Origin of the sequence: Microcoleus sp. C2D2 (assembly GCF_036702495.1) — a bacterium.
In the GTDB taxonomy this organism is placed as follows: Bacteria; Cyanobacteriota; Cyanobacteriia; order Cyanobacteriales; family Microcoleaceae; genus Microcoleus.
The window spans coordinates 80,612-103,784 of sequence record NZ_JAUBTO010000009.1 but is presented as its reverse complement, the minus strand read 5'-3'; the positions used below and the strand labels follow the sequence as shown (position 1 = coordinate 103,784).

Genomic DNA, 23,173 nt, shown 5'->3' with positions numbered 1-23,173 from the left:
GGAATTGCATTGGTGTCTGCTTACATCTTGTACTATCCTGAAGAACAGGCAGGATGCCTGTTCCACAAAAAGTGAATTTTCTTGTGGGCCCAACAGGCAGGATGCCTGTTCCACAAAGAGTGAATTTTCTTGTGGGCCCAACAGGCAGGATGCCTGTTCCACAAACATTAAATTTTCTTGTGGGCCGTTGCTCCTAGCCCGCCCCTAAAACTATCCTGAAGAACAGGCAAGATGCCTGTTCCACAAAGAGTGAATTTTCTTGTGGGCCGTTGCTCCTAGCCCGCCCCTAAGCCCCTAAAACTATCCTGAAGAACAGGCAAGATGCCTGTTCCCCAAAGAGTGAATTTTCTTGTGGGCCGTTGCTCCTAGCCCGCCTAAAAAGATTGCGGAGGGAGTGCCCAACCTACATTTACACCGCATCCCAAACAATCAACTGAATCGGCGTAGGATTGTAAGCATTGCAAGGATTGTTCATTTGGGGGCAGTTAGAAATAGCAACCAGTGCGTTCATTTCGGCTCGCAAATCAACTGTACTTCCCGGATCGGAGATGCCGTCAACAATTTCAAGCGTGCCATCTTCGCTAACCGGAACATTCATAAAGAAGTTGATATTGCTGACTAAATCTCGCTTGCCCAAACCGTGGGGAAGAATTGCGGCGAGGAAATTTTCTACACAGGCGTGCTGGTATTTTTTATCTAGCCCAAACCGCACCGAATTGCTCTCGCAGCTACAGGCGCCGCCGGAGGTGTCGTGCCGCCCGCAGGAGTCAGCAATTATGGTCATCATGGCTCGCCCTTCGTTGGAAATGAGTTGGCTGTTTGTAGTGACAAAGATGTTGCCTTGATTGACGATCGTATCGGGGGCGCTGTAGCGTTCGGAAGGGTCATCGGCATTGTAAACTAAAAAATCTACTGCTTGATTTCCGCCTAAATCTACAATACGAAGAATCTGTCCTTTTTTGATGACACGAGACCAGGGATGTCTGGCGGGTAAAACTTCGTTATAAATTGCTGTTTCTGGAGCTAGGATTTGTTGAGTAGTTGCAGTCATGGTTCACTTTTTGTAATGAAATTGCAGAATTTTTACCGCCGATTGGTGCGGACAAGATTGAGTTGTGGAATCGAGTCTATTGCAGGAACAAAGCATCGGTGTTGATGAAGCCGCGCACGGCTTCCGGGTTGGCGGTGCGGCACAGGTCGTCTGGTGCGGGTGCGGGGGTTTTCACAATCTGAATTTGGATGGGTTTGGGGTCGTAAATTGAACCCGGATGCAGGATGTGGGGGCAGTTAGAGATAATGGTCAATACGTTCATTTCGGCTCGCAAATCTATAAAACTACCCGGTTTTTCGCAGCCTTCGCGAAACTCCATCGTGCCGTCTGGTTTGACGGCAATGCGAGTAAATAAGTTGAGGTTGGGCATGATATCTTTTTTGCCCAATCCCCACCGACTTAGGGCTTTGAGGAAGTTGTCGCGGGAGTTTTTCCAGTCTCCTTCGCCGTATTTTTTGGCATTGCTAATGGCGTTGCTGCATCCTCCTAGCAAATCGTGACAGCCGGAGGTGTCTTGGGTGATGGAAAATAGGATGCGTCCCATGTCTGTGTAGATCACCATGCCTTGTTTGAGAAAGGCGTTGAATTGAATTTTGGCGGTGTCTGCTGCGTTGAAACGTTCGATCGCATTGTCGGCGTTGTAGCACAGCATGGAAACGCCGCGAGAGCCTTCTAAATCGGTGATTCGCAGGGTGTTTCCCCGCTTGATGACTCCCGACCAGTACGCGCCGCCCGGTACGGTTTCTTCGATTAATACGAGGCTTGAATCGATTTGTGAGTTTGGGTCGATCGATGATAGTTGCACCATAAGTTCCTCTTGATGTATTTGGGTAGGTCAGCGAAATAAAACAATAGTATTTTGTAGCGGCAAAACCCGCCCTCTCCCAAAGTAATATTTATTTCCACTGATATCTTGCACCATTCTCAAGAACGGGCAAGATGCCCGTTCCACAAAACTCAATTTAATTGTGGAACGGGCATCTTGCCCGTTCCTAAATAGGTAATTGACAATGGTGCAAGATGTTAAGTTTCCACTTACTTAGGTTGGCCGTTGTACTGTTGGCGCGGGTGCAAAAAGTGCAACTATTAACCTATTTTTATTTAAGCAGCCATTGCAACTGCTTCCTGTCCGTTGACATCTTGCACCATTCTCAAGAACGGGCAAGATGCCCGTTCCACAAAAAGTGAGTTTTCTTGTGGGGTGGGCATCCTGCCCGCCCAAAAAGTGCAACTACAAACCTATTTTTATTTAAGCAGCCATTGCAACTGCTTCCTGTCCGTTTACATCTTGCACCATTCTCAACAACGGGCAAGATGCCCGTTCCACAAAGAGTGAGTTTTCTTGTGGGGTGGGCATCCTGCCCGCCCAAAAAGTGCAAATACAAACCTATTTTTATTTAAGCAGCCATTGCAACTGCTTCCTGTCCGTGTTTCCGCATCAAATCCATGAGTTCGTCGCGGTAATCGTGGAATTTGGCGTGCCGTTTAACGCTGGGAGTGCGATCGGGCAAATTAATCGACATTTCCTTTCTCACTGTACCGGGACGAGCGCCCAAAGCATAAATCCGATTGGAAAGAAACACCGCTTCTTCGACATCGTGGGTAATCATAAAGATTGTAATCTGAGTGCGGCGCCACAAATCCAGCATGAATTCGTGCATCGATTCTTTAGTGTGGATATCCAAGGCGCCGAAAGGTTCATCCATTAATAACACTTTAGGTTCAGAAGCGAGGGCGCGGGCGATCGCCACCCGCTGTTTCATCCCGCCCGACAATTCCTTCGGTAGCGACGAAGCAAACTGCGTCAATCCTACCACACTCAAATAATAGCTCGCTTGTTCGCGCCGCTTTTTCTTGGACAGGCCTTGAAGTTTGAGGCCAAACTCGGCATTTTCCTGCACGTTCATCCAAGGATAAAGAGTGTAATGCTGAAATACCATACCTCGATCCGGCCCAGGCGAAACAACTTCCTTGCCGTCAATTTTCACTTCTCCTGCTGTCGGCTTGTCCAATCCCGCAATCTGCCTCAACAGAGTAGATTTGCCCGAACCGGATGCGCCTACCGCGCAGATAAATTCGCCTTGCTTGATGCTCATATTGATGTCCTTGAGGACAACTAATTTACCGTTTTTCGTTTCAAAGTTCTTGTGCAGGTTGTTGATTTGTAGAAACATGAGTTTATCCTCTGTATTGTAGTAAAAACTTGATTTTTTCATTCCCAAAATCTGTAAATTTTAGGACTAAAAACGATATCGATCGTGGGTTTTAATTTGAGGTTGATAGCACTGCCTTCTTCCATCTTCCTTCCATCCGTTACATCCGTTACATAATCCGTTGCCGAACTTCCTTCTTCCTTCAACATCTGCTTACTGTTTCTGGCTTGACCATTTACAAGAAACCCGCAGCAGATATTGAAAAAGCAAGTCAAAAGTCAGTCCGATCGCCCCAATGACAATCAGCCCCACAAAAATTTCATCGGTTCGGAGAAATCGACCGGCGACGCTGATCCGGCGGCCTAAGCCTTCGGTTGCCGCAATCAATTCGGAGACGATTACCAATTGCCAAGCCGCCGCTAGGTTGATGCGGCTAGCATCAAGAATTCCCGGCAAAACGTGGGGAAAAATAACTTGAGTTAGGATTTCCCAGCGATTCCCGCCCAACATATAAGTAGATTCGATCAAGTCTTTGGGAACAAATTTGACTGTATCCATCACCATCAGCGAATTGAAGAAAAAGACGCCGATAAATATCAGCATTATTTTGGGTTCTTCGCCGATTCCCAAGTAGAGAATTAGCAGGGGAATGAACGCTGGTGCGGGCATATATCGCATCAAGCCGAACATGGGTTCCAGCAAGGCGCGAATACTGGGAAAACTGCCCATCAGCACGCCAATTGGTATGGAAAAAACCAAGGCGAACAGAAAGCCCACTCCCACCCGCCACAAACTCGCTACCGTGTCTTTCAAAAGTTCGCGAGTGTTCCACAGCCGACCAAATGCCTCTAAAACTTTGCCGGGGGAAGGCAAAAATTTGGGGTCTACGTTGGCGAAGGTTGTTACTAGCCACCACAGCAGCAGCGGCAGTGCGATCGATGTTACCGTTAAGCCAATATTGAGGGGTTGTGGTATCTCTTCTGCAATCCGCCAGAAAACGGTGGGATTTAGGCTTTTTTGCTTGAGGTGGGATTGGAGCGATCGCGGATCGGGATTTGGTGGCATGATTTAATTGCGGAACGGTTTGTCGAGTAATTGGAGTAGATGTTGGGGATTATAAAAAGTATTTTTTTTAAGGTTTTTTGTGTCTGCACAATCCTAAATTATGCCTTTTAGCTTTTACCTTCGGCATAAGCTTTTATAAAACGATCGTCAAATAATGTGCTGATATCTGGTTGGGTTTTTGCTAAATTTACATCGACGAGAAATTTAGTCATTTCGGCCGCCGCAAATGGCAATGATGTCATGTCATTTCCGGGTTGAAAGGCTTTCAAGTTTTCCTCGACAGTAAATATCTTAGTGCCGTTTTCATATTCTTTGTATTCCTCTACGCTGACTCCGGCGCGGTTTGCTAGAATTTGGTAAGATTTGTCTTGATTTGATTTCATGTATTCCAATGTTGCAAACCATGAATTGACTAGGGATTGCACTCGATCTGGGTGTTCGCCGATAAACTTTCGGGTGAATACCAAATGGTCGGAAATCGCCCCCGGAAAATCTTTGGAACTAAACAGTTCCTTGCTGTTCGAGCGTTTTAATGCCTGCGTGGTAAACGGCGCAAATACTGCCACCGCATCGACTTTTCCTCCGACGAAAGCCGCCGCAGCTTTCCCGGTTTCCAGCGGTACAAATTGAATGTCCCGCACTGATAAACCTGCTTTTCTCAGCCCTAACAGCAATAGAAAGTGATCGACTGTACCTTCCTCGGCAGCCACTTTTTTACCTTTCAAATCGGCAACCGAATTGATGCCTTCAGCGACAATCACTTTGTCATTTCCAGTCGAGTTGTCGTTGACTAAAACGATTACTTGATCGGCACCGCCTGATATAGAGTTTACGGTATCGCCGAGGGTTTGGCTGTTAGCATTTATCTGTCCTGCTGTGAGGGTGCCGATCGATTCTAAGTAGCCGTCAAACCATTTTAAGTCTACAGCAACATTGTTGGCTTCAAATATCTTTTGTTCTTTGGCAATTTGCCAAGGAAACCAGCCGGGCCACGCGCTGAATCCGAGGCTAACGGCATCAGCACTTACTGAAGAAGCTGCTTCGCTTTCTGTCGTCGTTTTGATATAAATTGCCGGGTTGACGCAGCCGACAGCGAAAAACAAAGTGATGAAAAATAGGGCGCAGTAAGATAAGGGCGATCGCGTTATTTTTGGGGAGCAATATCGGATATTCATAGCATATTCTGGTTGCTGGTTAGAGGTGAATATGTCGATCGAGCTTTTGCATCTTCTTTCGCTTCCTTAGCTGCCGCAAACCCCCTTGATATACAAGGATAAAGCCCGAGAGCTAACGAACCGAGTCTTGATGACCGATCGCGTTTCTCCCGGGCTTTTATCCCGCCGTGTAACTGGCTAGTGTTTCCCTCAAATTAATAAAATATTGGGATGACCAGTCTGCTTCTCTCGGACCAGCACTTGAACTTTCTAAGCTGACTTATAAACTGATTCAAATCGGAACCCTAGAAGCGGTTAAATTTTTCGTTTTTTGTCTGTATAAGTCCTGTTTGCAACCCAAGGAGTTATTCGAGACTGTTGGTAACAGCAATGCACTTAGCTTTTTGAAAGGTAAGCATACTGTAGCGTGCAATCCTACTAGATTGCTACGTTTCAAACCGTAACAGCAAACTTGATGCGAAAATGTGTAAAATGTTACAAAAAACCGTTTTTCTCGGATTTGTCAAATTAAAGTTTTGGGAAGATTAAACCGGGCGATGAAACGGGGTGATTGGAAATGGCGAAGTTTCCCTGCACAAAAAGACGAAACCCGCAAGGCCAGGGTTGAATATTTATCGAGAAATACTTCGATCGCCCGCTAACTGGATGCGAGTACGATCGACAATGCGGTAAACTAATTTTCTATTTGTAATAACTGAGATGTTCCACCATTCTCAATAAGCCTTTTATGGGCGGGCTCTCCTGCCCACCCCACAAGAAGAAAGAAATACACTCTTTGTGAAACAGGCATCTTGCCTGTTAAGCGAGAATGGTACTCTTCGGTGAGTAATAACGCTCGCCAAACACAGCCTGTGAAGTCATTTCTTCAATCTGAAATCGAAAATCTAAAATCGAAAGCTCGCCAAACACAGCCTGTGAAGTCATTTCTTCAATCTAAAATCGAAAATCTAAAATCGAAAGCTCGCCAAACACAGCCTGTGAAGTCATTTCTTCAATCTAAAATCTAAAATCGAAAATCTAAAATCGACTGACGGTGCATTATGGCAAAAGTTAACTACAGTCAGAGTCTCGACATTCATTCGCTGCTCGATCGCTACCGCGCCGGCTCGATCGCGCCTGCAGATGCGATCGCGAGCGTGTACGATCGGATCGAACGCTATGCCGATCCGGCAGTATGGATTTATTTAGCACCGCAGGCGGAAACCCTCGAACGCGCTAAAGCTTTGGAAAACCTAGACCCCCAACAATTGCCGCTCTACGGAATACCTTTTGCGCTCAAAGATAATCTCGATTGGGCGGGCGTTCCGACTACCGCGGGATGTCCTGCGTTTGCTCGCACTCCAGCGCGATCGTCCGCAGTCGTAGAGCGCCTGTGCGCGGCAGGTGCGATCGCGATCGGCAAAACAAACATGGATCAGTTTGCCACAGGATTAGTGGGAACCCGCACGCCCTATGGAGTTTGTCGCAATCCGTTCGATCGGCGCTACATCCCGGGCGGATCGAGTTCCGGTTCCGCAGCAGCAGTCTCCGCCGGATTGGTGAGTTTTGCTCTGGGTACCGATACCGCAGGCTCGGGGCGGGTTCCCGCTGCTTTTACCAACATTGTCGGGCTGAAGCCAAGTTGCGGCTCCCTCAGCACTCGCGGCCTGCTGCCGGCGGTGCGATCGCTCGATTGCGTTTCTGTGTTCGCTCTCACCTGTGCCGATGCGGCCTCCGTGCTGCAAGTAGCCAGCGGTTTTGACGCTGAGGATGCGTTTTCTCGTCGCCCAGAAACGAAAGTTTTGCCGGATTTATCCAGCTTGCGGGTGGGAGTTCCCGCAGACGGCGAACTCGAATTTTTCGGGAATGCAGAAGCCGAACAGCGCTACCGAGAGGCTCTGGCGCGCTTGCAATCATTGGGCTGCACGATCGCACCTATTGACTTCAAACCCTTTGCGGACGCTGCCGAACTGCTCTACGGCGGGCCTTGGGTAGCAGAAAGGTTGGCCGCGATCGGCGATTTCCTCGACGCGCACCCAGAGGATATCGATCCGATCGTCTACCAAATTATCAGCGGCGGCAAACGCTACGATGCCGTTGCGGCTTACCGGGCGTCCTATCGGTTGGCAGAGCTCCGCCATTCGGCAGAAATTCAGTGGCAGTCAATGGATGTGTTGGCGGTACCGACGACAGGTACGATTTATACTGTCGCAGAAGTTGCAGCCGAGCCGATCGCGCCGGGCACCAATCTCGGGCGCTACACGAACTTTGCGAATTTGCTCGATTTGTGCGCGATCGCAGTTCCCAGCGGGTTTCAAAGCAGCGGATTGCCCGCAGGATTGACACTAATGGCTCCTGCGTGGCACGATCTATCGCTCTGCAGCCTGGGATCTGCTTTCCACGATCGCTTGGGGGGAACTTTGGGCGCAACCGGCCAGGCGCTGCCAACCCTCCCGGAACCCGCCATCGCAGCCAAACCTTCCTCAGAAGAACGAGTCAAAATAGCCGTAGTTGGCGCTCATTTGAGCGGTGAGCCGCTGAATTATCAACTAATCGAGGGGGGAGGCATTTTAGTTCGCGCCTGCCGTACCAGCCCGATTTACAAGCTGTACGCTTTGACGGGTACTGCTCTGGGCAAGCCGGGATTGGTGCGTCAGATAGAGGGCGGTAGCGCGATCGAGGTGGAAGTTTGGGAGTTGTCGATCTCCGCTTTCGGCGGATTTGTCGCTAAAATTCCCCCGCCGCTGGGAATTGGTACGCTGGTGTTGGAGGACGGCTCGACGGTGCAGGGCTTTTTGTGCGAACCTTATGCTGTGGCGGATGCGATCGATATTTCTCATCTCGGCGGTTGGCAAGCTTATAACTTCCGCTTTTAAGTTAAGTTAGAATTGCAAATTTATACCCATCTTCAGAATCATGCCATCAGCAGTGCCATCTCAACCAATTCCCATCCCAACCCCAACCCCCACCGGCGGTACCACTACCGGAGGGGCTGCTGGCGGCAGGAGGGGCACAAGCGGCCCCGACTCCCTCAGTGGTAGTGGGGGCGCTGACTTGATATTTGGTTTGGGTGGCCCTGACAGCATTTTGGGCTTAGGGGGAAGCGATTCCCTCTACGGCGGTGGCGGCAGCGACAGCGTTTTCGGCAGCGCGGGCGACGATAGTATCTACGGCGGCAAAGGTTCTGACTCGGTAAGCGGCGACGACGGCAATGATAGGCTGTTTGGCGACCAAGACAGCGATTCTTTGTTGGGCGGCGCGGGTAATGACACGCTTTTTGGGGGTAGAGGCGATGACTCGCTGTTTGGTGGCATCGGCGATGACTGTTTATCGGGCGATACAGGCCGAGATACTTTAACTGGCGGCGCCGGAAACGATACTTTTGCGATCGGGAGTTCGGCAGATGGTGATGTGATTACAGACTTTACTGATGGTACGGATCGAATTCGCTTGACTGCCGGCCTCACTTTTAGCAAACTCACCATTTCCGCTGGGACCGGAACTTCGCCGAGTACAATTATTCAGCTTACAACCACCAAGGAAACTTTCGCTACTTTATTCGGAGTAGCCCCCTCTTCTATCAGTTCGGCAGACTTTATTTTTTAATTGGGAATTGTTGACGGTTGACGGTTGACGGTTGACTGTTGACTGTTGACTGATACAAAATCCGGGTTGGCCAACCATTTTATGAGACTCGGTGCTTGAAACCGCTTTTGACCTCAAACTACACAAACTGGGAATTGTTGACGGTTGACGGTTGACTGTTGACTGATACAAAATCCGGGTTGGCTAACCATTTTATGAGACTCGGTGCTTGAAACCGCTTTTGACCTCAAACTACACAAACGAAGTCTGCCTCCGCAGACTAAGATATAGAAAGTTATTTAAGCAGGATTTGGTATGACAAATAACAAATAACAAATAACAAATAACAACTGACTAATGACAACTGACTAATGACAACTGACTAATGACTACTGACTAATGACTACTGACTAATGACTACTGACTAATGACTACTGACGGTTTTCTCAATCTCAACAAACCTGCGGGCATGACATCTCACGACTGCGTGGGGCGAGTGCGCCGGCTATTGAAACTCAAGCGAGTCGGGCACGGAGGAACCCTCGATCCTGCTGTGACCGGCGTTTTACCGATCGCCCTGGGCAAAGCAACCAGACTTCTGCAATATCTCCAACACAACAAAGCTTACCGAGGCACGATTCGGTTTGGCTTAACTACTGCTACTGACGATTTAGAAGGAGAAATTATCCATTCTCGACCGGTGCCAGAGTTGAGTTTGGAAAAAGTGCAAGCTGCCGTGCCCAAATTCCTAGGAAAAATCGAGCAATTTCCGCCGAGTTTTAGTGCGGTTCAAGTGGGAGGAAAACGCCTTTATGAGTTAGCTAGAAAAGGCGAAACTGTGTCCGTTGCTGCTAGAAATGTTGAAGTTTTTCGACTGGAAATCTTGGATTGGCGATCTGGGGATTTTCCGGAATTGGATTTGTCGATCGCCTGCGGGGCGGGTACTTACATACGGGCGATAGCGCGGGATTTGGGCGCTGTGTTGAATGCAGGCGGTACTTTGGCTTGTTTGACTCGCACCGAAAGTAGCGGTTTTTCGCTCGACCAAAGTCTAAGTTTTGAAGAATTAGAACTGCAATTGCAGGAGGATAAATTCTGCCCGCTTTTGCCATCGGCGGTTTTGGGACATTTAGGCGCGATCGTCCTTTCCCCTGAATATACCAAACGCTGGTTTCAAGGACAGCGCCTCCCGATTCCCGAAACGCCGATCGGGCCCTATGAGGAAAGTAGCAACCCCATACCCCAACCTCCGTATCCCTTGCAGGTTTACGATCGAGATGGTAAATTTTTAGGTATCGGTCAAGTAGCGAACTCAGAGACAAGTACCATATTATCTCCTCAAATTGTATTTTAGCTATCTTCGAGGCAACACTGAAAATAGGTACCGGACAAGATTTTGCGATTAATCTAATCCAGCGCTGAGGTAAAAATTATGAAAATATTGCTGATCGGATTAATCCGAGGCTACAAAATGGGTATTTCTCCTTACCTGCCTAACGCCTGTAGATTTCAACCCACTTGTTCGCAATACGCGATCGAAGCAATAGAAAGATTTGGGGCCCGCCGCGGCGGGTCCATGGCAGTTAAGCGGATTTTGCGCTGTCATCCTTTTCATCCTGGGGGTTACGATCCAGTACCTCCCAAAGATAGCCAGCCCAGTTAGTTATTAGTTAGAAGCAGTATTTTAGTTATTAGTTAATAGTGCACGCAGGCCTTGCATCCGAGCGGGCTAAAACTCCCGAGGGGAATCGCTCCCTGAGGGGGTTAAATTCGCAGAATTAGTTGTTTTTAGTGACCCAAATTCAGTAATATTACTGTTTTCTTCCCAAACTCAGCAGCTATAATAGTACAAACAGAGTACAGGGGATGCGAGTTGATATGTCTGCTAGCGCAATCGGATACAAAATGTTGTCTCATACTGTGGCAGTCCTGGGCCAGAAAAAAGCAACGGGGAAATTGGTGTTAGAACAAGGGGAACAACAGTGGCAACTTTACTTTTTTCAGGGTTGTTTGGTTTATGCCACAGGAGGAGCGCACAGATCGAGGCGCTGGTATAGGGCGATCGGGCAACACTGTCGAAATTTTCAAGTGGATCTCAGAGACCTCGATGCTGCAGAACTGTGGGAATATCAACTGCTTCAGCGAGGGCTAGCAGCCAGGGAAATGAGTCTGGAACAAGCTAAGGCGATCGTCCACAGCAGCGTTTCTGAAGTGTTCTTTGCTCTGATCGGTCAATCGGGTTTGCGCCGGGAGTGGCGTCCGTCCCACAAATATTTTTCTACAGTTACCTCTTCTTTGCTGCTGTCTGTCACGGAAGTAGAGAAAATGCTGTGTTCTACAGAACAAATTTGGCAGAAGTGGAAAGAAATGGGTTTGTGGCTGGTAGATCCAGAACAAGCACCGCTTTTAAAAGCGTCGGCCCAGTTGCAGGAAAATCGATTTAGTTCTAATTCTTTGATCGCTTTGGCTAACGTATTTAACGGCGAGAATACTCTTTGGGATATTGCAGATAAGAAAAAGCAGTGCGTGACAATCGCAACTCGCGCTTTAGTTAATTACATGAAACAGGGTTTAGTAAATTTCCGAACAGTACCAGACTTGCCGTCGCCTATAGAACAGTGGCGCCTTGCCTCGGTGAGCGCTGGGCCGGGTCGCCCTTTGATTGCCTGTATCGATGACAGTCCGGCAGTATGCGAATTTTTAGAGCAAATTTTATCGCCCCAGGGGTATCGAGTCCTAAAAATTCAAGACCCCATGCAGGGAGTGGGCACGATCGCCAAACACAAGCCTGCTTTAATTTTTATGGAGGTCTTGATGCCGAAGACAAACGGCTTTGCTTTGTGCCATTTTTTGCGGCAGACACCGGCTTTTCGGGAAACTCCGATCGTGTTTTTGACCAGTCAAGACACTATAATTGACCGCACGCGAGCGAAATTTACAGGTGCTACCGATTTTTTGAGCAAGCCGGTCAATCCCGAACAGGTTGTGGAAATAGCTGACAAGTATGTGAAGGTAAAAGGCGAGGGCCAGCCTGCGGCAAATCGCTCCCATGATGTACTGAATTCACAACAGCTTACCTTGGCAAATTCTTGATACCAAATTATGCTCAAAAAGCCTCGCTTATCGCGTGCGTCAGCCTCCGGGGCACCCGATAAGTATTGTCAAATAAAGACTCAACCGCATTTTACCAATACATCTTGTAGGGCGGGTGCATGGTTTTTCTTGATTTCCAAGCCCGGATTTCCGTAAACCAGCCCAGCGGATATTGATTCTAATACCAGTTCAAAAAAATAAAGCAACTGTAGGCCCGCGATCCCAACCAGACGGTCATCAGTCCTTCCCAATTCTCAAATCTAAAATCTCAAATTTAAAATGGTATAATCCATCAAACTTGATATTAATTATGAGCGATAGAAGCCCACAGGTAAGCGTGGTAATTCCGGCTTACAACTGCGCGGATTACGTGTGCCAAGCAGTAGAGAGCGTGCTGCACCAAACAATTGCTGACTGGGAAATTATTGTAGTAGACGACGGCTCCCGAGACCACACCAGATTAGTTTTAGAGAAATATAGCGATCGAATTCGCTACATTTACCAACAAAATAAAGGAGTTTCGATTGCCCGAAATAGCGGTATCGAACTAGCCCGAGGAGAATTCATCGCCTTTCTTGATGCAGATGACTACTTTTTCCCCGACAAAATAGCTGCACAACTTGCTGTATTTGCAGCGCGACCGCATCTAGGAATAGTCCACAGCGGCTGGCGTCTAGTTAATAGTATAGGCGAACCGCTAAAAGATGTCAAGCCCTGGCAAAACGTCCCTAAATTAGACTTAGAAATGTGGCTGCGGTGGAAACCAGTATTACCCAGCGCGATGGTATTTCGCCGCCATTGGTTAGAGCGCGCCGGCGGATTCGATCCTCGATTTCCACCGGCGGAAGATACAGATTTAGTGCTGCGTTTAGCCTTAATGGGATGCGAAGCAGAGTGGCTGCAGCAAGTAACTGTTTGCTACCGCCAGCACGAACAAAGCGCCATGTACAAAGGTTTACCCCAGGCTAAATCCCTCGCCGCAGTCATGGACAATTTTTTTTCCCGCCCCGAATTGCCGGATAAAATACGTTTGTTGGAAAAGCAAATCAAGTACAGTACCTTAGTTTGGATTGCTTGGTATTTGCACCGCACCGGTCATACTGTTGAGATGGTAGAGTTTTTGCAGCGTTCTTGGAATTATACGCCTTATTTGCCTGTGGAAACAGTAATTAATTGGGTGGAATGTTTTGCCGAATTTTCGCAGGATGCAGGAAATGAATTGGATGCAGATTTATTAGCTCAATCTCCCGAGTGGCAGCAGTTAATGCAGTGGACAATTCTCGGTACACCAGCTTGATTTAAATCTTGAAGAGAGGACTTCAGTCCTCACTACAAACCAGCCTTTGGTGAGGCCTGTTGATGAATCAAATAGGATTGCTATATCAACCGCTTCAGTTTCGCTGCCGTAGCCACGATATGTTCTTGGATAATTTCTTGATGCTTATTGACGGCTTCTTTTGATGTAAACTCGTACCCATGTTTTGCTCCCACCCGCACCCAGGCCTTTCCTTCTGCTTCCAGCCGTCTTAACTCCTCAATTTCTGTAAATGTTCTGCCTTCCATGCTGTATATCTCCTAGTCTTCTTTGTAGCCATATAGGGCTTCTAGGTTTGCTTGGGATAGGGCTGTAGCTACCTATTGTTGCAAAGTGGCATCGCTACTAACGGCTGCAAAAAAATCTGCACAAGCTTGTTGACTCATGATTTTTTCATCCTAATGTATTCGGTCATCATCGGTTTTTAGTAAGGACTTTAGTCCTAATTTACTGATACCAAATCCTACTTAAATACCCCCCTCGATCTCGCTTGTCTGTGCAGGCAGACTTCGTTTGTGCAGTCGCTGTTTCAACCGCCTTCCTAAAGTGGGTAGGGAACTACTTAATCTATTGCTGACTCGCTAGCTGGGAGTCGGTGGCAAACCGCCGCGCCCGGTGATGACAAACCTACTTGCTCTTTGGGCGCTAGTTTAACAACCTCGCGCCGGCGGTCCAAGTCCGGGGATTCCTGGCTGATTTAATCCTTTTACGGGGTAAGTATCGGGAGTTGTGAGTTCGACATAGCCGTCAATTCCTAATGCTGAACTGGCGTCGATATCGGTAGTCTTGACCGGGCTCTTTGAAGGTTTTTTGGACTTTTTCTAAGTCTTTGAGTGTTATCCTAGGGATTATTCCTTTACCGAAAAGGAGTTGCCGCAGCTACAGCTTTGGGCGGCATTGGGATTGTGAAATCGGAAACCTCCGCCCATTAAGTCTTCTGAATAATCCAAGGTGAGCTCATTGAGATATTTTAAGTGCTGGGGGTCGATCGCAACGGAAATTCCCTCCGACTCGCATACAGCGTCTTCTGGGGCTGGCGCATCGTCAAATGCCATTGTATAAGACAAACCCGAGCAGCCGCTCGATTCCACGCCCAGACGAAATAAAGCATTGGGGTTCGGATACTTCGACTTGAGGCGCGTTACTTCTATCGCTGCTGTTTTGCTCAGATGAATCATTATGGGTAATTGGTAATTTGTAATTGGAATGTAGGGTGCGCCGGGCCGCGCACCTTACCCGCAGAATCTAGCGCACTTTACTGAGAATGTAGGGTGCGCCAGGCCGCGCACGTTAATTTGAGTGAGTTACTTTGCCTTTTCTGTACGGGCATAATCGTCTTGAAAGCGGACAATATCATCTTCTCCGAGATATTCGCCATTCTGCACTTCAATTAAAATCAGGGGGATAACTCCTGGATTTTCCAGCCGGTGAGAAATGCACTGAGGAACGTAGGTAGACTGATTTGTAAACAGAACTTCTTCTTTTTCGCCGCAAGTAACTTTTGCAGTACCTGAAACCACGATCCAGTGTTCGCTGCGGTGGTGGTGCATTTGCAGGCTGAGGCGGTGTCCGGACTTAACTTCGATCCGCTTAATTTTATATCCGGGGCCTTCTTCTAGAGTCGTAAATGAACCCCAAGGCCGCAATTCTGTAGCGGATATTCCGTTGGGTGCTGCAGGTGCGTGCAGAGTAGATACTTGAGAAATATCTTGAATCTGAACCATGATTTTCACTCCTTGAGGATTCCTTGCGAATCCTTTGGTAAACGACGTTGGATTGTGATATTAACTAATTTATCCTTAAAACCTAAGTCCGATCGCGCGGACCCGTTAGCGGACTGTAGAGTTTTGCACTTTTGTCTGCTCTGCTCGATCGACCCGCCTTGACCACCATAGCAAAATGATCGCAGCGGTTGTTACCCGATATTTGCGATCGCCCAAATCTACATCAAATCTTCATCTACGGCCGTTGGTGCTTGAATATTGATTAAAAGTGAATTCTCATCCAGCTCTTGAGACTGCTGCTGCAAAACTGCTAGCATCTCTTGATAGAAAGGTAGCCCTTGACCCAGGCTATCGCTGGCGGTTGCTAGGATTTGCAAGGTTTCGATCGGCGAGTATCGGGCCGCATCTACAATAAGATCGAGGAGCGGATGAATCCCAGAACCATGCTGCTGTGCTTCTGCGATCGCATCTAGGTAGGCAGCACGCACCTGGTTAGAGATAATGACAATGGGATATCCCGCCCGCAACAGCAGGAGATTCATCAATAGCCGTCCGGTTCGTCCGTTACCATCCCGAAATGGATGAATCGAAACAAAGCGAAGATGTGCTTCGGCTGCAAACTCTAGCGGATGTAACGATCGGATTTTAGCATCGTTGAGCCATTGGATAAATTCCGGCATCAAACCCGAAAGCAAATAATGAGGCGGATAGAGGTATTCGGTACCGGCGGCTTTGACATCTAACTGCCGATAGCGTCCAGCTTCCTCCGGGGCGATCGCCCTTATAATTAAGTTGTGAATTTGTTTAATTTCCCATTCACCGATCTCCGTGTCCGATCGCATGAGCGTTTCAATGTAGTCTATCGCATCTCGATGTCCGATGACTTCTAGGTGTTCTCGCTTTCGTTTTGCCACCGACAGTGATGCCGGTTTCTAGGACTAATTCGGTTTCGCGCGGAGTCAAGGTATTTCCCTCCAGCGCATTGGAGTGATAAGTGAACCGAACGTCGTAGAGTTTTTTCAATTCTGCAACCAGGGTGGGAGAAAGCGGTCGAAAGCTATCTAACCAGGCTTTGAGTCGATCGACTTTTTGCAATTTTTCAGCAATGTTCATCGTGGATGAGAAGGCAAAATACTGGTGGAGAATGTCACCCAGACGCTGAGGATAAAGTCGCCTTAACAGTGCGATAAACTCATTTCTCAAGAACAGGCAAGATGCCTGTGAAGCGAAGAGTAAATTTTCTTGTGGGGTGGGCATCTTGCCCGCCCTTGAAAAGCTTATTAACAAGGGTGCAAGATGTGAGTTGGTACCGGAATTACTCATCTCTCTTCTCTTCCTCTGCGATCTCTGCGGTCTCTGCGGTTGAATAATTCAAAAGATATAACTTCTCCTCTCGTGGCCAACAAGCTGTTTTTCTGCCTCTTCCAGCAACCTAATAACTTGCTCTTTAGTTACGGTTGGAAATCCATCCAAAAAATCATCAATAGATTCTCCTGCTTTCAGATAATCCAGAAGTGTTTGTACCGGAACCCTAGTACAAGCAAATAGCTGGCAAAAGTATAGTCATTTATAGACATGGGAGGCGTTAAGCCCCTCCCCTTTCACTTTTACTTTGAGCGGATCGACCCGCCTCGGCTGAACTACGCAGCTCCCTATCCCATCGCTGAACGCATTTGGGATTGCTTTTCTGAGGATATTGTACGCTGCATTCACATCGGAATTAATTAGCTGACCAGTCGATGTTTTGTACAAACCCCGCTTAATCCGCTTACCAGTAAACACAGGCTCTTTTTCTGTTTTTCCATAAACAGGCATTGAGTCTAAACCCACAAAACTTGCTCTGGACGTGTAAGATTCTTCCTGCACAATCACTGTGATTCCCACCAACCGAGCTTTGTATTCTAACATCTCAATTAATCGAGAGTGAGGGATACTGACAAAATTTTGGTTAGTTTGTTTACCTAGACCGATATCGGTTTTCCACTGTGCATTTTTGCCGATTACTAGCGTTCCAATTTGTTTCGCTACCAAATGGTCAACAATCACACGACTAGCATGATGCAAGTAATTATCAACTTTTTGATTGCGACAGCGAGTTAAGCGCTGAATCCGGGGTGTGGTTTGACGATTTATTTTTAACTGGGATTGTAGTCGTGCTTTTCGCTTGTTATAGAACTGGTTGATCGATTTCAATGGTCGCCCGTTAACCAACAAAGGGATAAATCCCGGTTGATTTGAAGTTAACGCCACTAAATTATCTAATCCTAAATCAATACTAGCTACAGAGTTGGCATTGCTGATTGTGGACTCCGGTTCACTTCGACTACGCTCAGTACAAGCATCATAAATTACCTCCATTACATAGGAATCACATTTCGGAACCACTCTAACTTGACAAATCTGGTTGGGATTGACTTTAGTTTTGATTAAAAAGTCAGTCCCAGAAAGTTTAATAACTCCCTTCTTCAACTGTTTGCTACTAATCGCTTGAATCGTGTAGACGAGAAGGTTTCGCCCTTTGATCTTATCTTTGTACTTTGGTAGTTTCGGGCGACCAGTGAATTTTGAAGAGTCTGCTTTGTAAGCTTTAACGGCTTCAAAAAACGATTTCCAATTCTTGTCTAGCACCATCAAGATTTGCTGACTGACCTTGGCAGGCAAAGCCTTATATGCTTCGTGAGACTTCATCAAACGATTCATTTCGTTGTAATTGACATAGTTCCATCCATAAATAAAGCTCTGACGAATCACGTAATTAGCGGCATTGTAGAGGTTTTTGGACTTGAAAGCTAGTTCGTCAATCTGGGCGAAACGGTGTTCCGTTGATTTAATGATGTGCCTCTCTGTTAGTTGCATTTGGGACTTCCGCTCTTTGGGCTATGCCTATTCCTTGTTCACCACTCACAACATAATACAATTATTGTTTATAATTGCCTATAAACTCAATGAAGTTTTACAATACTGGGATCCCGCCCATAATCTCAGGAGATACGCTAATAATTGAAGAGTGTTCAAGCATAAATCTTTAACCTCCGGGTTCCATAGTTAATTTATCGGCTTTAACTATTATTTTACTCGGATATAAAAAAATTTGATTTTTTGGTGGATCTACCTAATTGAGTAGATCCACTTATAATACATGATACTAGAGCGATCGTCATCCCATCCTCTACTCTAGATCGAAATCTTTTCACCACTTTGAGAGACACATCAAAATGAACCACAACGGACTGCCACAAAAGCAAGGCCTGTACGATCCGCAGTTCGAGCACGATGCTTGCGGAGTCGGATTTATTGTACACATCAAGGGTAACAAATCCCACGAAATTGTCGAGCAGGCACTGACAATCCTGCTCAACCTCGACCACCGGGGCGCGTGCGGCTGCGAACCCAACACCGGAGACGGGGCGGGCATTTTGATGCAGGTGCCCCACAAGTTTCTGAAAAAAGTAACCGCGGCCCTAAACATCCAACTTCCCGAAGCCGGCGAGTACGGCGTTGGCGCGATTTACTCGTCGCCAAATCAAACTGAACGCGAAAACGGGCAGCGCATTTTTGAGGAAATCGCGGCAGAAGAAGGCCAGGAAGTGCTCGGCTGGCGAGATGTGCCCACGGACAACTCGTCCCTCGGCGACACCGCCAAATCTAGCGAACCCTTCATGCAGCAAGTGTTCCTGCGGCGCGGCACAGGTATGGACGAGGCGGCTTTTGAGCGGAAACTGTACGTCATCCGCAAACGCGCTCACAATGCGATTCGCAGGACGAATGTAGACCCATACTGGTATAATTCCACACTCTCCTGCCGGACGATCGTCTACAAGGGTATGTTAATGCCGGTGCAAGTCGGCGATTACTATCGGGACCTGCACGACCCGGACATGGAAAGCGCTCTAGCCCTGGTTCACTCGCGCTTCAGCACGAATACTTTTCCGAGCTGGGAACGATCGCACCCTTACCGCTACATCGCCCACAACGGCGAAATTAACACGATGCGCGGCAACATTAACTGGATGCACGCGCGGCAATCGCTGTTCGAGTCGGAGTTGTTCGGAGACGATTTGAAGAAAATCCCGAATTTAATCAACATCGAAGGTAGCGACTCGACGATTTTTGACAATGCTTTGGAATTGCTGACTTTGGCTGGGCGTTCTTTGCCGCACGCTGTAATGATGATGATTCCGGAACCTTGGACAGCCCACGAGTCGATGAGTGACGAGAAAAAGGCTTTCTACGAATACCATTCTTGCTTGATGGAACCTTGGGACGGCCCAGCTTCGATCGCCTTTACCGACGGTACTTCGATCGGGGCCGTGCTCGATCGCAACGGTTTGCGCCCTTCCCGCTACTGCGTTACCAAAGACGACTTGGTAATTATGGCATCCGAAGCGGGAGTTTTGCCGATCGCCCCAGAACGGATTGCATCCAACGGCCGCTTGCAACCGGGGCGGATGTTCCTGGTAAATACCGAGGAAGGCCGCATCGTCTCTGACGAGGAAATTAAGACCAAAATCGCCACAGAACACCCGTACCGCCAGTGGATAGACCAGCACATGGTCGAAATCGCCAAACTGAAAGATGCGCCGGCATTGCCAGAATCCGACCCCGAAACATTGATCCAGCGGCAAATGGCTTTCGGCTACACCTTTGAAGAACTGCGGTTGCTGTTAGCGCCGATGGCAAAAGATGGCGTGGAAGCTGTCGGCGCGATGGGTGCGGATACGCCGCTGGCGGTGCTTTCCAACCGCCCAAAACTGCTTTACGAATACTTCCAGCAGTTGTTTGCTCAAGTTACCAATCCGCCCATTGATTCTATCCGCGAAGAAATTGTAACTTCTGCCGAAACTACGATCGGCGCTGAACGCAATTTGCTCAAACCAGAACCGGAAAGCTGTCATTTGATCGAACTGAAAACGCCGATTCTCAGCAATGAAGAATTAGCTAAGCTCAAACACGTAAATGAGGGCAATTTCCGGTCGATTACACTGCCGATTTTGTTTGACCCCAAAAGCGGCGTAAAAGGTCTGGAACAGGCCTTAGAAGAGGTTTTTGCATCAGCAGACAGCGCGATCGCCTCCGGGGTGAATATCATCATTTTGAGCGATCGGGGCATCAGTCCGGACAAAGCCCCAATTCCGGCGCTGCTGGCAGTTGCAGGCCTGCACCACCACTTGATCCGTAAAGGTACGCGCACGCGGGCGGGACTCGTGCTCGAATCCGGCGAACCGAGGGAAGTGCATCACTTTGCGACACTGATTGGATACGGTTGCGGCGCGATTAATCCGTATTTGGCTTTTGAGACGATCGCCGATTCGATCCGCGAAGGATTGCTGCTAAATGTCGAGTACAAAACAGCTTGCAAAAACTACGTTAAAGCGGCAACTAAAGGTGTGACGAAAGTTGCCTCGAAAATTGGGATTTCCACAATTCAAAGTTATCGCGGCGCGCAGATTTTTGAGGCGATCGGCTTAAACAAATCCGTAGTCGATAAATACTTTGCTTGGACAGCCTCGCGGATTGAAGGTGTAGGCCTGGAAGTCCTCGCCCAAGAAGCAATTTTACGCCATACTCACGCTTTCCCCGATCGCCCATCCAGCGGACATACTCTCGATGTCGGCGGCGAATATCAGTGGCGGAAAGAAGGCGAGGCGCATTTGTTTAGTCCGCAGACAATTCACGCGCTGCAAAAGTCGGTGCGCGAGGGCAGTTATACGCTTTTTAAACAGTATTCTGGGCTGGTTAATGAACAAAACCAGCAGCATTTTACCTTGCGGGGTTTGTTGCAATTCAAGCAGCGGGAATCGATACCGATTGAGGAAGTTGAACCGATCCAATCTATTCTCAAACGCTTTAAAACTGGGGCGATGAGTTATGGTTCGATTTCTAAAGAAGCCCACGAATCTCTGGCGATCGCGATGAACCGGATTGGCGGCAAATCGAACACCGGTGAAGGCGGGGAAGACTCGGAACGCTACACTTGGACGAACGATCGGGGCGACTCGAAAAACAGCGCGATCAAACAAGTTGCTTCCGGGCGTTTCGGCGTTACCAGCTTGTACCTTTCCCAAGCGCGGGAACTGCAAATCAAGATGGCGCAAGGCGCAAAACCCGGTGAAGGCGGACAGTTGCCCGGTAAAAAAGTATACCCGTGGATTGCCAAGGTGCGAAACTCGACTCCGGGTGTGGGATTGATTTCGCCTCCTCCTCACCACGACATTTATTCGATCGAAGATTTGGCGGAATTGATCCACGACTTGAAAAATTCCAACCGGGAAGCGCGGATCAGCGTCAAACTCGTGTCGGAAGTTGGAGTCGGGACGATCGCGGCCGGGGTTGCGAAAGCCCACGCCGATGTCGTGTTGATTTCCGGCTACGACGGCGGAACCGGCGCTTCGCCGCAGACTTCGATCAAACACGCCGGTTTACCTTGGGAATTGGGACTGGCGGAAACTCATCAGACTTTGGTACTCAACAATCTCCGCAGCCGGATTGTGGTGGAAACTGACGGTCAAATGAAAACCGGCCGCGATGTAGCAATTGCTGCCTTGCTTGGTGCTGAGGAATTCGGTTTTGCGACCGCGCCGCTGGTGACATTGGGCTGCATCATGATGCGCGTGTGCCACCAGAACACTTGCCCGGTGGGCGTGGCGACGCAAGACCCGCTGCTGCGGAAAAACTTTACCGGCGACCCCGATCACACGGTAAACTTTATGACCTTCGTCGCGCAGGAAGTCCGGGAAATTATGGCGCAGTTGGGCTTCCGCACGCTGAATGAAATGGTGGGGCGGACTGATGTTTTGGAAGCGAAACAAGCTGTGGAACACTGGAAGGCTAAGGGTTTGGATTTCTCGAAAATCCTTTATCAGCCGGAGGTTGGGGCGGATGTCGGGCGCTATTGTCAGATGGCGCAGGATCACGGGTTGTCCAAGTCTCTCGACATGACTGTGTTGTTGGATTTGTGCAAAGGTGCGATCGAAAACGGCGAAAAGGTACAGGCCAAACTGCCGATTACCAATGTCAACCGCGTTGTCGGCACAATTCTCGGCAACGAAATCACCAAACGCAACTGGGAAGGTTTGCCGGATGACACGGTGCACCTGCACTTCCAAGGCAGCGCCGGGCAAAGCTTTGGGGCTTTTGTACCCAAGGGTGTCACCCTGGAGCTCGAAGGCGAAGCTAACGACTATTTGGGCAAGGGGCTCAGCGGCGGCAAGATTATCCTGTATCCGTCGCCAGCTTCTACCTTTGTCGCGGAAGAAAACGTGATTGTCGGTAACGTAGTGCTTTACGGCGCGACATCCGGCGAGGTTTTCATCCGAGGGATTGCGGGCGAACGTTTTGGGGTGCGTAACTCTGGCGTGAATGCGGTAGTTGAAGGTGTGGGCGATCACGGTTGCGAGTACATGACTGGCGGCAAAGTTGTGGTTTTGGGTGCAACCGGGCGCAATTTTGCAGCGGGTATGAGTGGCGGTGTTGCTTACATTTTGGATGAGGCGGGGGATTTTGCTACTCGCTGCAATATGTCGATGGTGGAGTTGGAAAAACTCGAGGATCCTGAGGAAATTAGCGATTTGCGGCAGTTAATTCAAACTCACGTTGATTTGACTGGAAGTGCGAAGGCATCGAAGGTTCTGGCTGCGTGGGATGAGATGGTGCCGGTGTTTGTGAAGGTGATGCCGAGGGATTATAAGCGGGTGTTGCAGGCTATTGAAAGGGCGATCGCATCGGGTTTAAGCGGTGATGATGCGCTGACGGCTGCATTTGAAGAAAACGCTCGCGATGTCGCCCGAATTGGCGGCAGCTAGGGTTTAAAATGAAGTCTAAAAAGGGGTTGAAGCCCCTTTTTAGACTCACACTACCTATGCCGCGTATTCGGTTTTTATAGGTTTAGTGCAATAGACCTCTTGCAAAAATAACTAGGACGGGCAAGATGCCCATCCCACAAGAGTTATTTTTCCTTGTGGGATGGGAATCTTGCCCGTCCAATAAATTTATGAAAAGGACTTTTGCAAGAGGTCTAATACACTCACTGGTAA

General features: G+C 48.5%; 19 protein-coding genes, 1 pseudogene and 1 riboswitch. Of the genes and pseudogenes, 7 read left to right on the top strand and 13 right to left on the bottom strand.

Annotated elements, in window-relative coordinates:
- Positions 1 to 409: 409 nt before the first annotated feature.
- From QUB61_RS05535 to QUB61_RS05510, 6 genes are all read right to left on the bottom strand, one after another.
- Positions 410 to 1,051, bottom strand: coding sequence for an urea amidolyase associated protein UAAP2 (locus QUB61_RS05535; RefSeq protein WP_333126431.1), 642 nt, complete (start codon positions 1,049 to 1,051; stop codon positions 410 to 412).
- A 76-nt stretch (positions 1,052 to 1,127) separates the two neighbouring features.
- Positions 1,128 to 1,859, bottom strand: coding sequence for an urea amidolyase associated protein UAAP1 (locus QUB61_RS05530; RefSeq protein WP_333126427.1), 732 nt, complete (start codon positions 1,857 to 1,859; stop codon positions 1,128 to 1,130).
- Positions 1,860 to 2,448: 589 nt separating this feature from the next.
- Positions 2,449 to 3,225 carry an ABC transporter ATP-binding protein gene (locus QUB61_RS05525; RefSeq protein ID WP_333126449.1) on the bottom strand — a complete coding sequence of 259 codons (777 nt, stop codon included), beginning with the start codon at positions 3,223 to 3,225 and terminating at the stop codon, positions 2,449 to 2,451.
- Between the two features lie 38 nt (positions 3,226 to 3,263).
- Positions 3,264 to 3,413, bottom strand: a complete 150-nt coding sequence (locus QUB61_RS05520) for a hypothetical protein (RefSeq protein WP_333126424.1) — start codon at positions 3,411 to 3,413, stop codon at positions 3,264 to 3,266.
- Positions 3,414 to 3,417: 4 nt separating this feature from the next.
- On the bottom strand, positions 3,418 to 4,269 hold the full coding sequence (locus QUB61_RS05515; protein ID WP_333126421.1) for an ABC transporter permease: 852 nt from the start codon (positions 4,267 to 4,269) through the stop codon (positions 3,418 to 3,420).
- Positions 4,270 to 4,376: 107 nt separating this feature from the next.
- Positions 4,377 to 5,444 (bottom strand): ABC transporter substrate-binding protein, encoded by a 1,068-nt coding sequence (locus QUB61_RS05510; RefSeq protein ID WP_333126418.1) that lies wholly within the window; start codon positions 5,442 to 5,444, stop codon positions 4,377 to 4,379.
- A 144-nt stretch (positions 5,445 to 5,588) separates the two neighbouring features.
- Positions 5,589 to 5,743: riboswitch (guanidine-I (ykkC/yxkD leader) on the bottom strand.
- 741 nt (positions 5,744 to 6,484) lie between these two features.
- Between QUB61_RS05510 and atzF the strand changes: the two genes are divergently transcribed.
- From atzF to QUB61_RS05480, 6 genes are all read left to right on the top strand, one after another.
- Positions 6,485 to 8,299 (top strand): allophanate hydrolase, encoded by a 1,815-nt coding sequence (atzF, locus tag QUB61_RS05505; RefSeq protein WP_333126415.1) that lies wholly within the window; start codon positions 6,485 to 6,487, stop codon positions 8,297 to 8,299.
- Positions 8,300 to 8,339: 40 nt separating this feature from the next.
- Entirely contained in the window at positions 8,340 to 9,029 is a 690-nt protein-coding gene (locus QUB61_RS05500; RefSeq protein ID WP_333126412.1) for a calcium-binding protein, read from the top strand.
- 406 nt (positions 9,030 to 9,435) lie between these two features.
- Positions 9,436 to 10,362, top strand: a complete 927-nt coding sequence (gene truB, locus QUB61_RS05495; RefSeq protein ID WP_333126409.1) for a tRNA pseudouridine(55) synthase TruB — start codon at positions 9,436 to 9,438, stop codon at positions 10,360 to 10,362.
- A 78-nt stretch (positions 10,363 to 10,440) separates the two neighbouring features.
- Entirely contained in the window at positions 10,441 to 10,671 is a 231-nt protein-coding gene (yidD, locus tag QUB61_RS05490) for a membrane protein insertion efficiency factor YidD (RefSeq protein WP_333126405.1), read from the top strand.
- Between the two features lie 215 nt (positions 10,672 to 10,886).
- A complete protein-coding gene (locus QUB61_RS05485; protein ID WP_333126402.1) occupies positions 10,887 to 12,101 on the top strand; it encodes a response regulator in 1,215 nt (404 codons plus the stop codon).
- Positions 12,102 to 12,411: 310 nt separating this feature from the next.
- Entirely contained in the window at positions 12,412 to 13,398 is a 987-nt protein-coding gene (locus QUB61_RS05480) for a glycosyltransferase (RefSeq protein ID WP_333126399.1), read from the top strand.
- A gap of 80 nt (positions 13,399 to 13,478) precedes the next feature.
- On the opposite strand, the gene QUB61_RS05475 is transcribed toward QUB61_RS05480, so the two are convergent.
- The 7 genes and pseudogenes from QUB61_RS05475 to QUB61_RS05445 form a co-directional block, all read right to left on the bottom strand.
- The gene (locus QUB61_RS05475; RefSeq protein WP_333126396.1) at positions 13,479 to 13,664 is read right to left on the bottom strand and encodes a hypothetical protein; all 186 of its coding nucleotides are present in this window, start codon (positions 13,662 to 13,664) and stop codon (positions 13,479 to 13,481) included.
- A gap of 600 nt (positions 13,665 to 14,264) precedes the next feature.
- Entirely contained in the window at positions 14,265 to 14,594 is a 330-nt protein-coding gene (locus tag QUB61_RS05470) for an iron-sulfur cluster assembly accessory protein (RefSeq protein WP_333126390.1), read from the bottom strand.
- Positions 14,595 to 14,720: 126 nt separating this feature from the next.
- Complete coding sequence (locus tag QUB61_RS05465; RefSeq protein ID WP_333126386.1) at positions 14,721 to 15,140, bottom strand: cupin domain-containing protein; 420 nt, start codon at positions 15,138 to 15,140, stop codon at positions 14,721 to 14,723.
- 218 nt (positions 15,141 to 15,358) lie between these two features.
- Positions 15,359 to 16,054, bottom strand: coding sequence for a Fic family protein (locus QUB61_RS05460; protein ID WP_333126383.1), 696 nt, complete (start codon positions 16,052 to 16,054; stop codon positions 15,359 to 15,361).
- Positions 15,990 to 16,397, bottom strand: coding sequence for a hypothetical protein (locus QUB61_RS05455; protein ID WP_333126380.1), 408 nt, complete (start codon positions 16,395 to 16,397; stop codon positions 15,990 to 15,992). The genes QUB61_RS05460 and QUB61_RS05455 overlap by 65 nt, the downstream gene beginning before the upstream one ends.
- Positions 16,398 to 16,511: 114 nt before the next feature.
- Positions 16,512 to 16,667: pseudogene (locus QUB61_RS05450) on the bottom strand (DUF433 domain-containing protein); the annotation flags it as partial.
- Between the two features lie 36 nt (positions 16,668 to 16,703).
- Positions 16,704 to 17,996: a transposase gene (locus QUB61_RS05445; RefSeq protein WP_333126377.1), complete on the bottom strand. Its 1,293-nt coding sequence runs from the start codon at positions 17,994 to 17,996 to the stop codon at positions 16,704 to 16,706.
- Positions 17,997 to 18,355: 359 nt separating this feature from the next.
- Between QUB61_RS05445 and gltB the strand changes: the two genes are divergently transcribed.
- Positions 18,356 to 22,942: a glutamate synthase large subunit gene (gltB, locus tag QUB61_RS05440; RefSeq protein ID WP_333126373.1), complete on the top strand. Its 4,587-nt coding sequence runs from the start codon at positions 18,356 to 18,358 to the stop codon at positions 22,940 to 22,942.
- Positions 22,943 to 23,173: the final 231 nt, after the last annotated feature.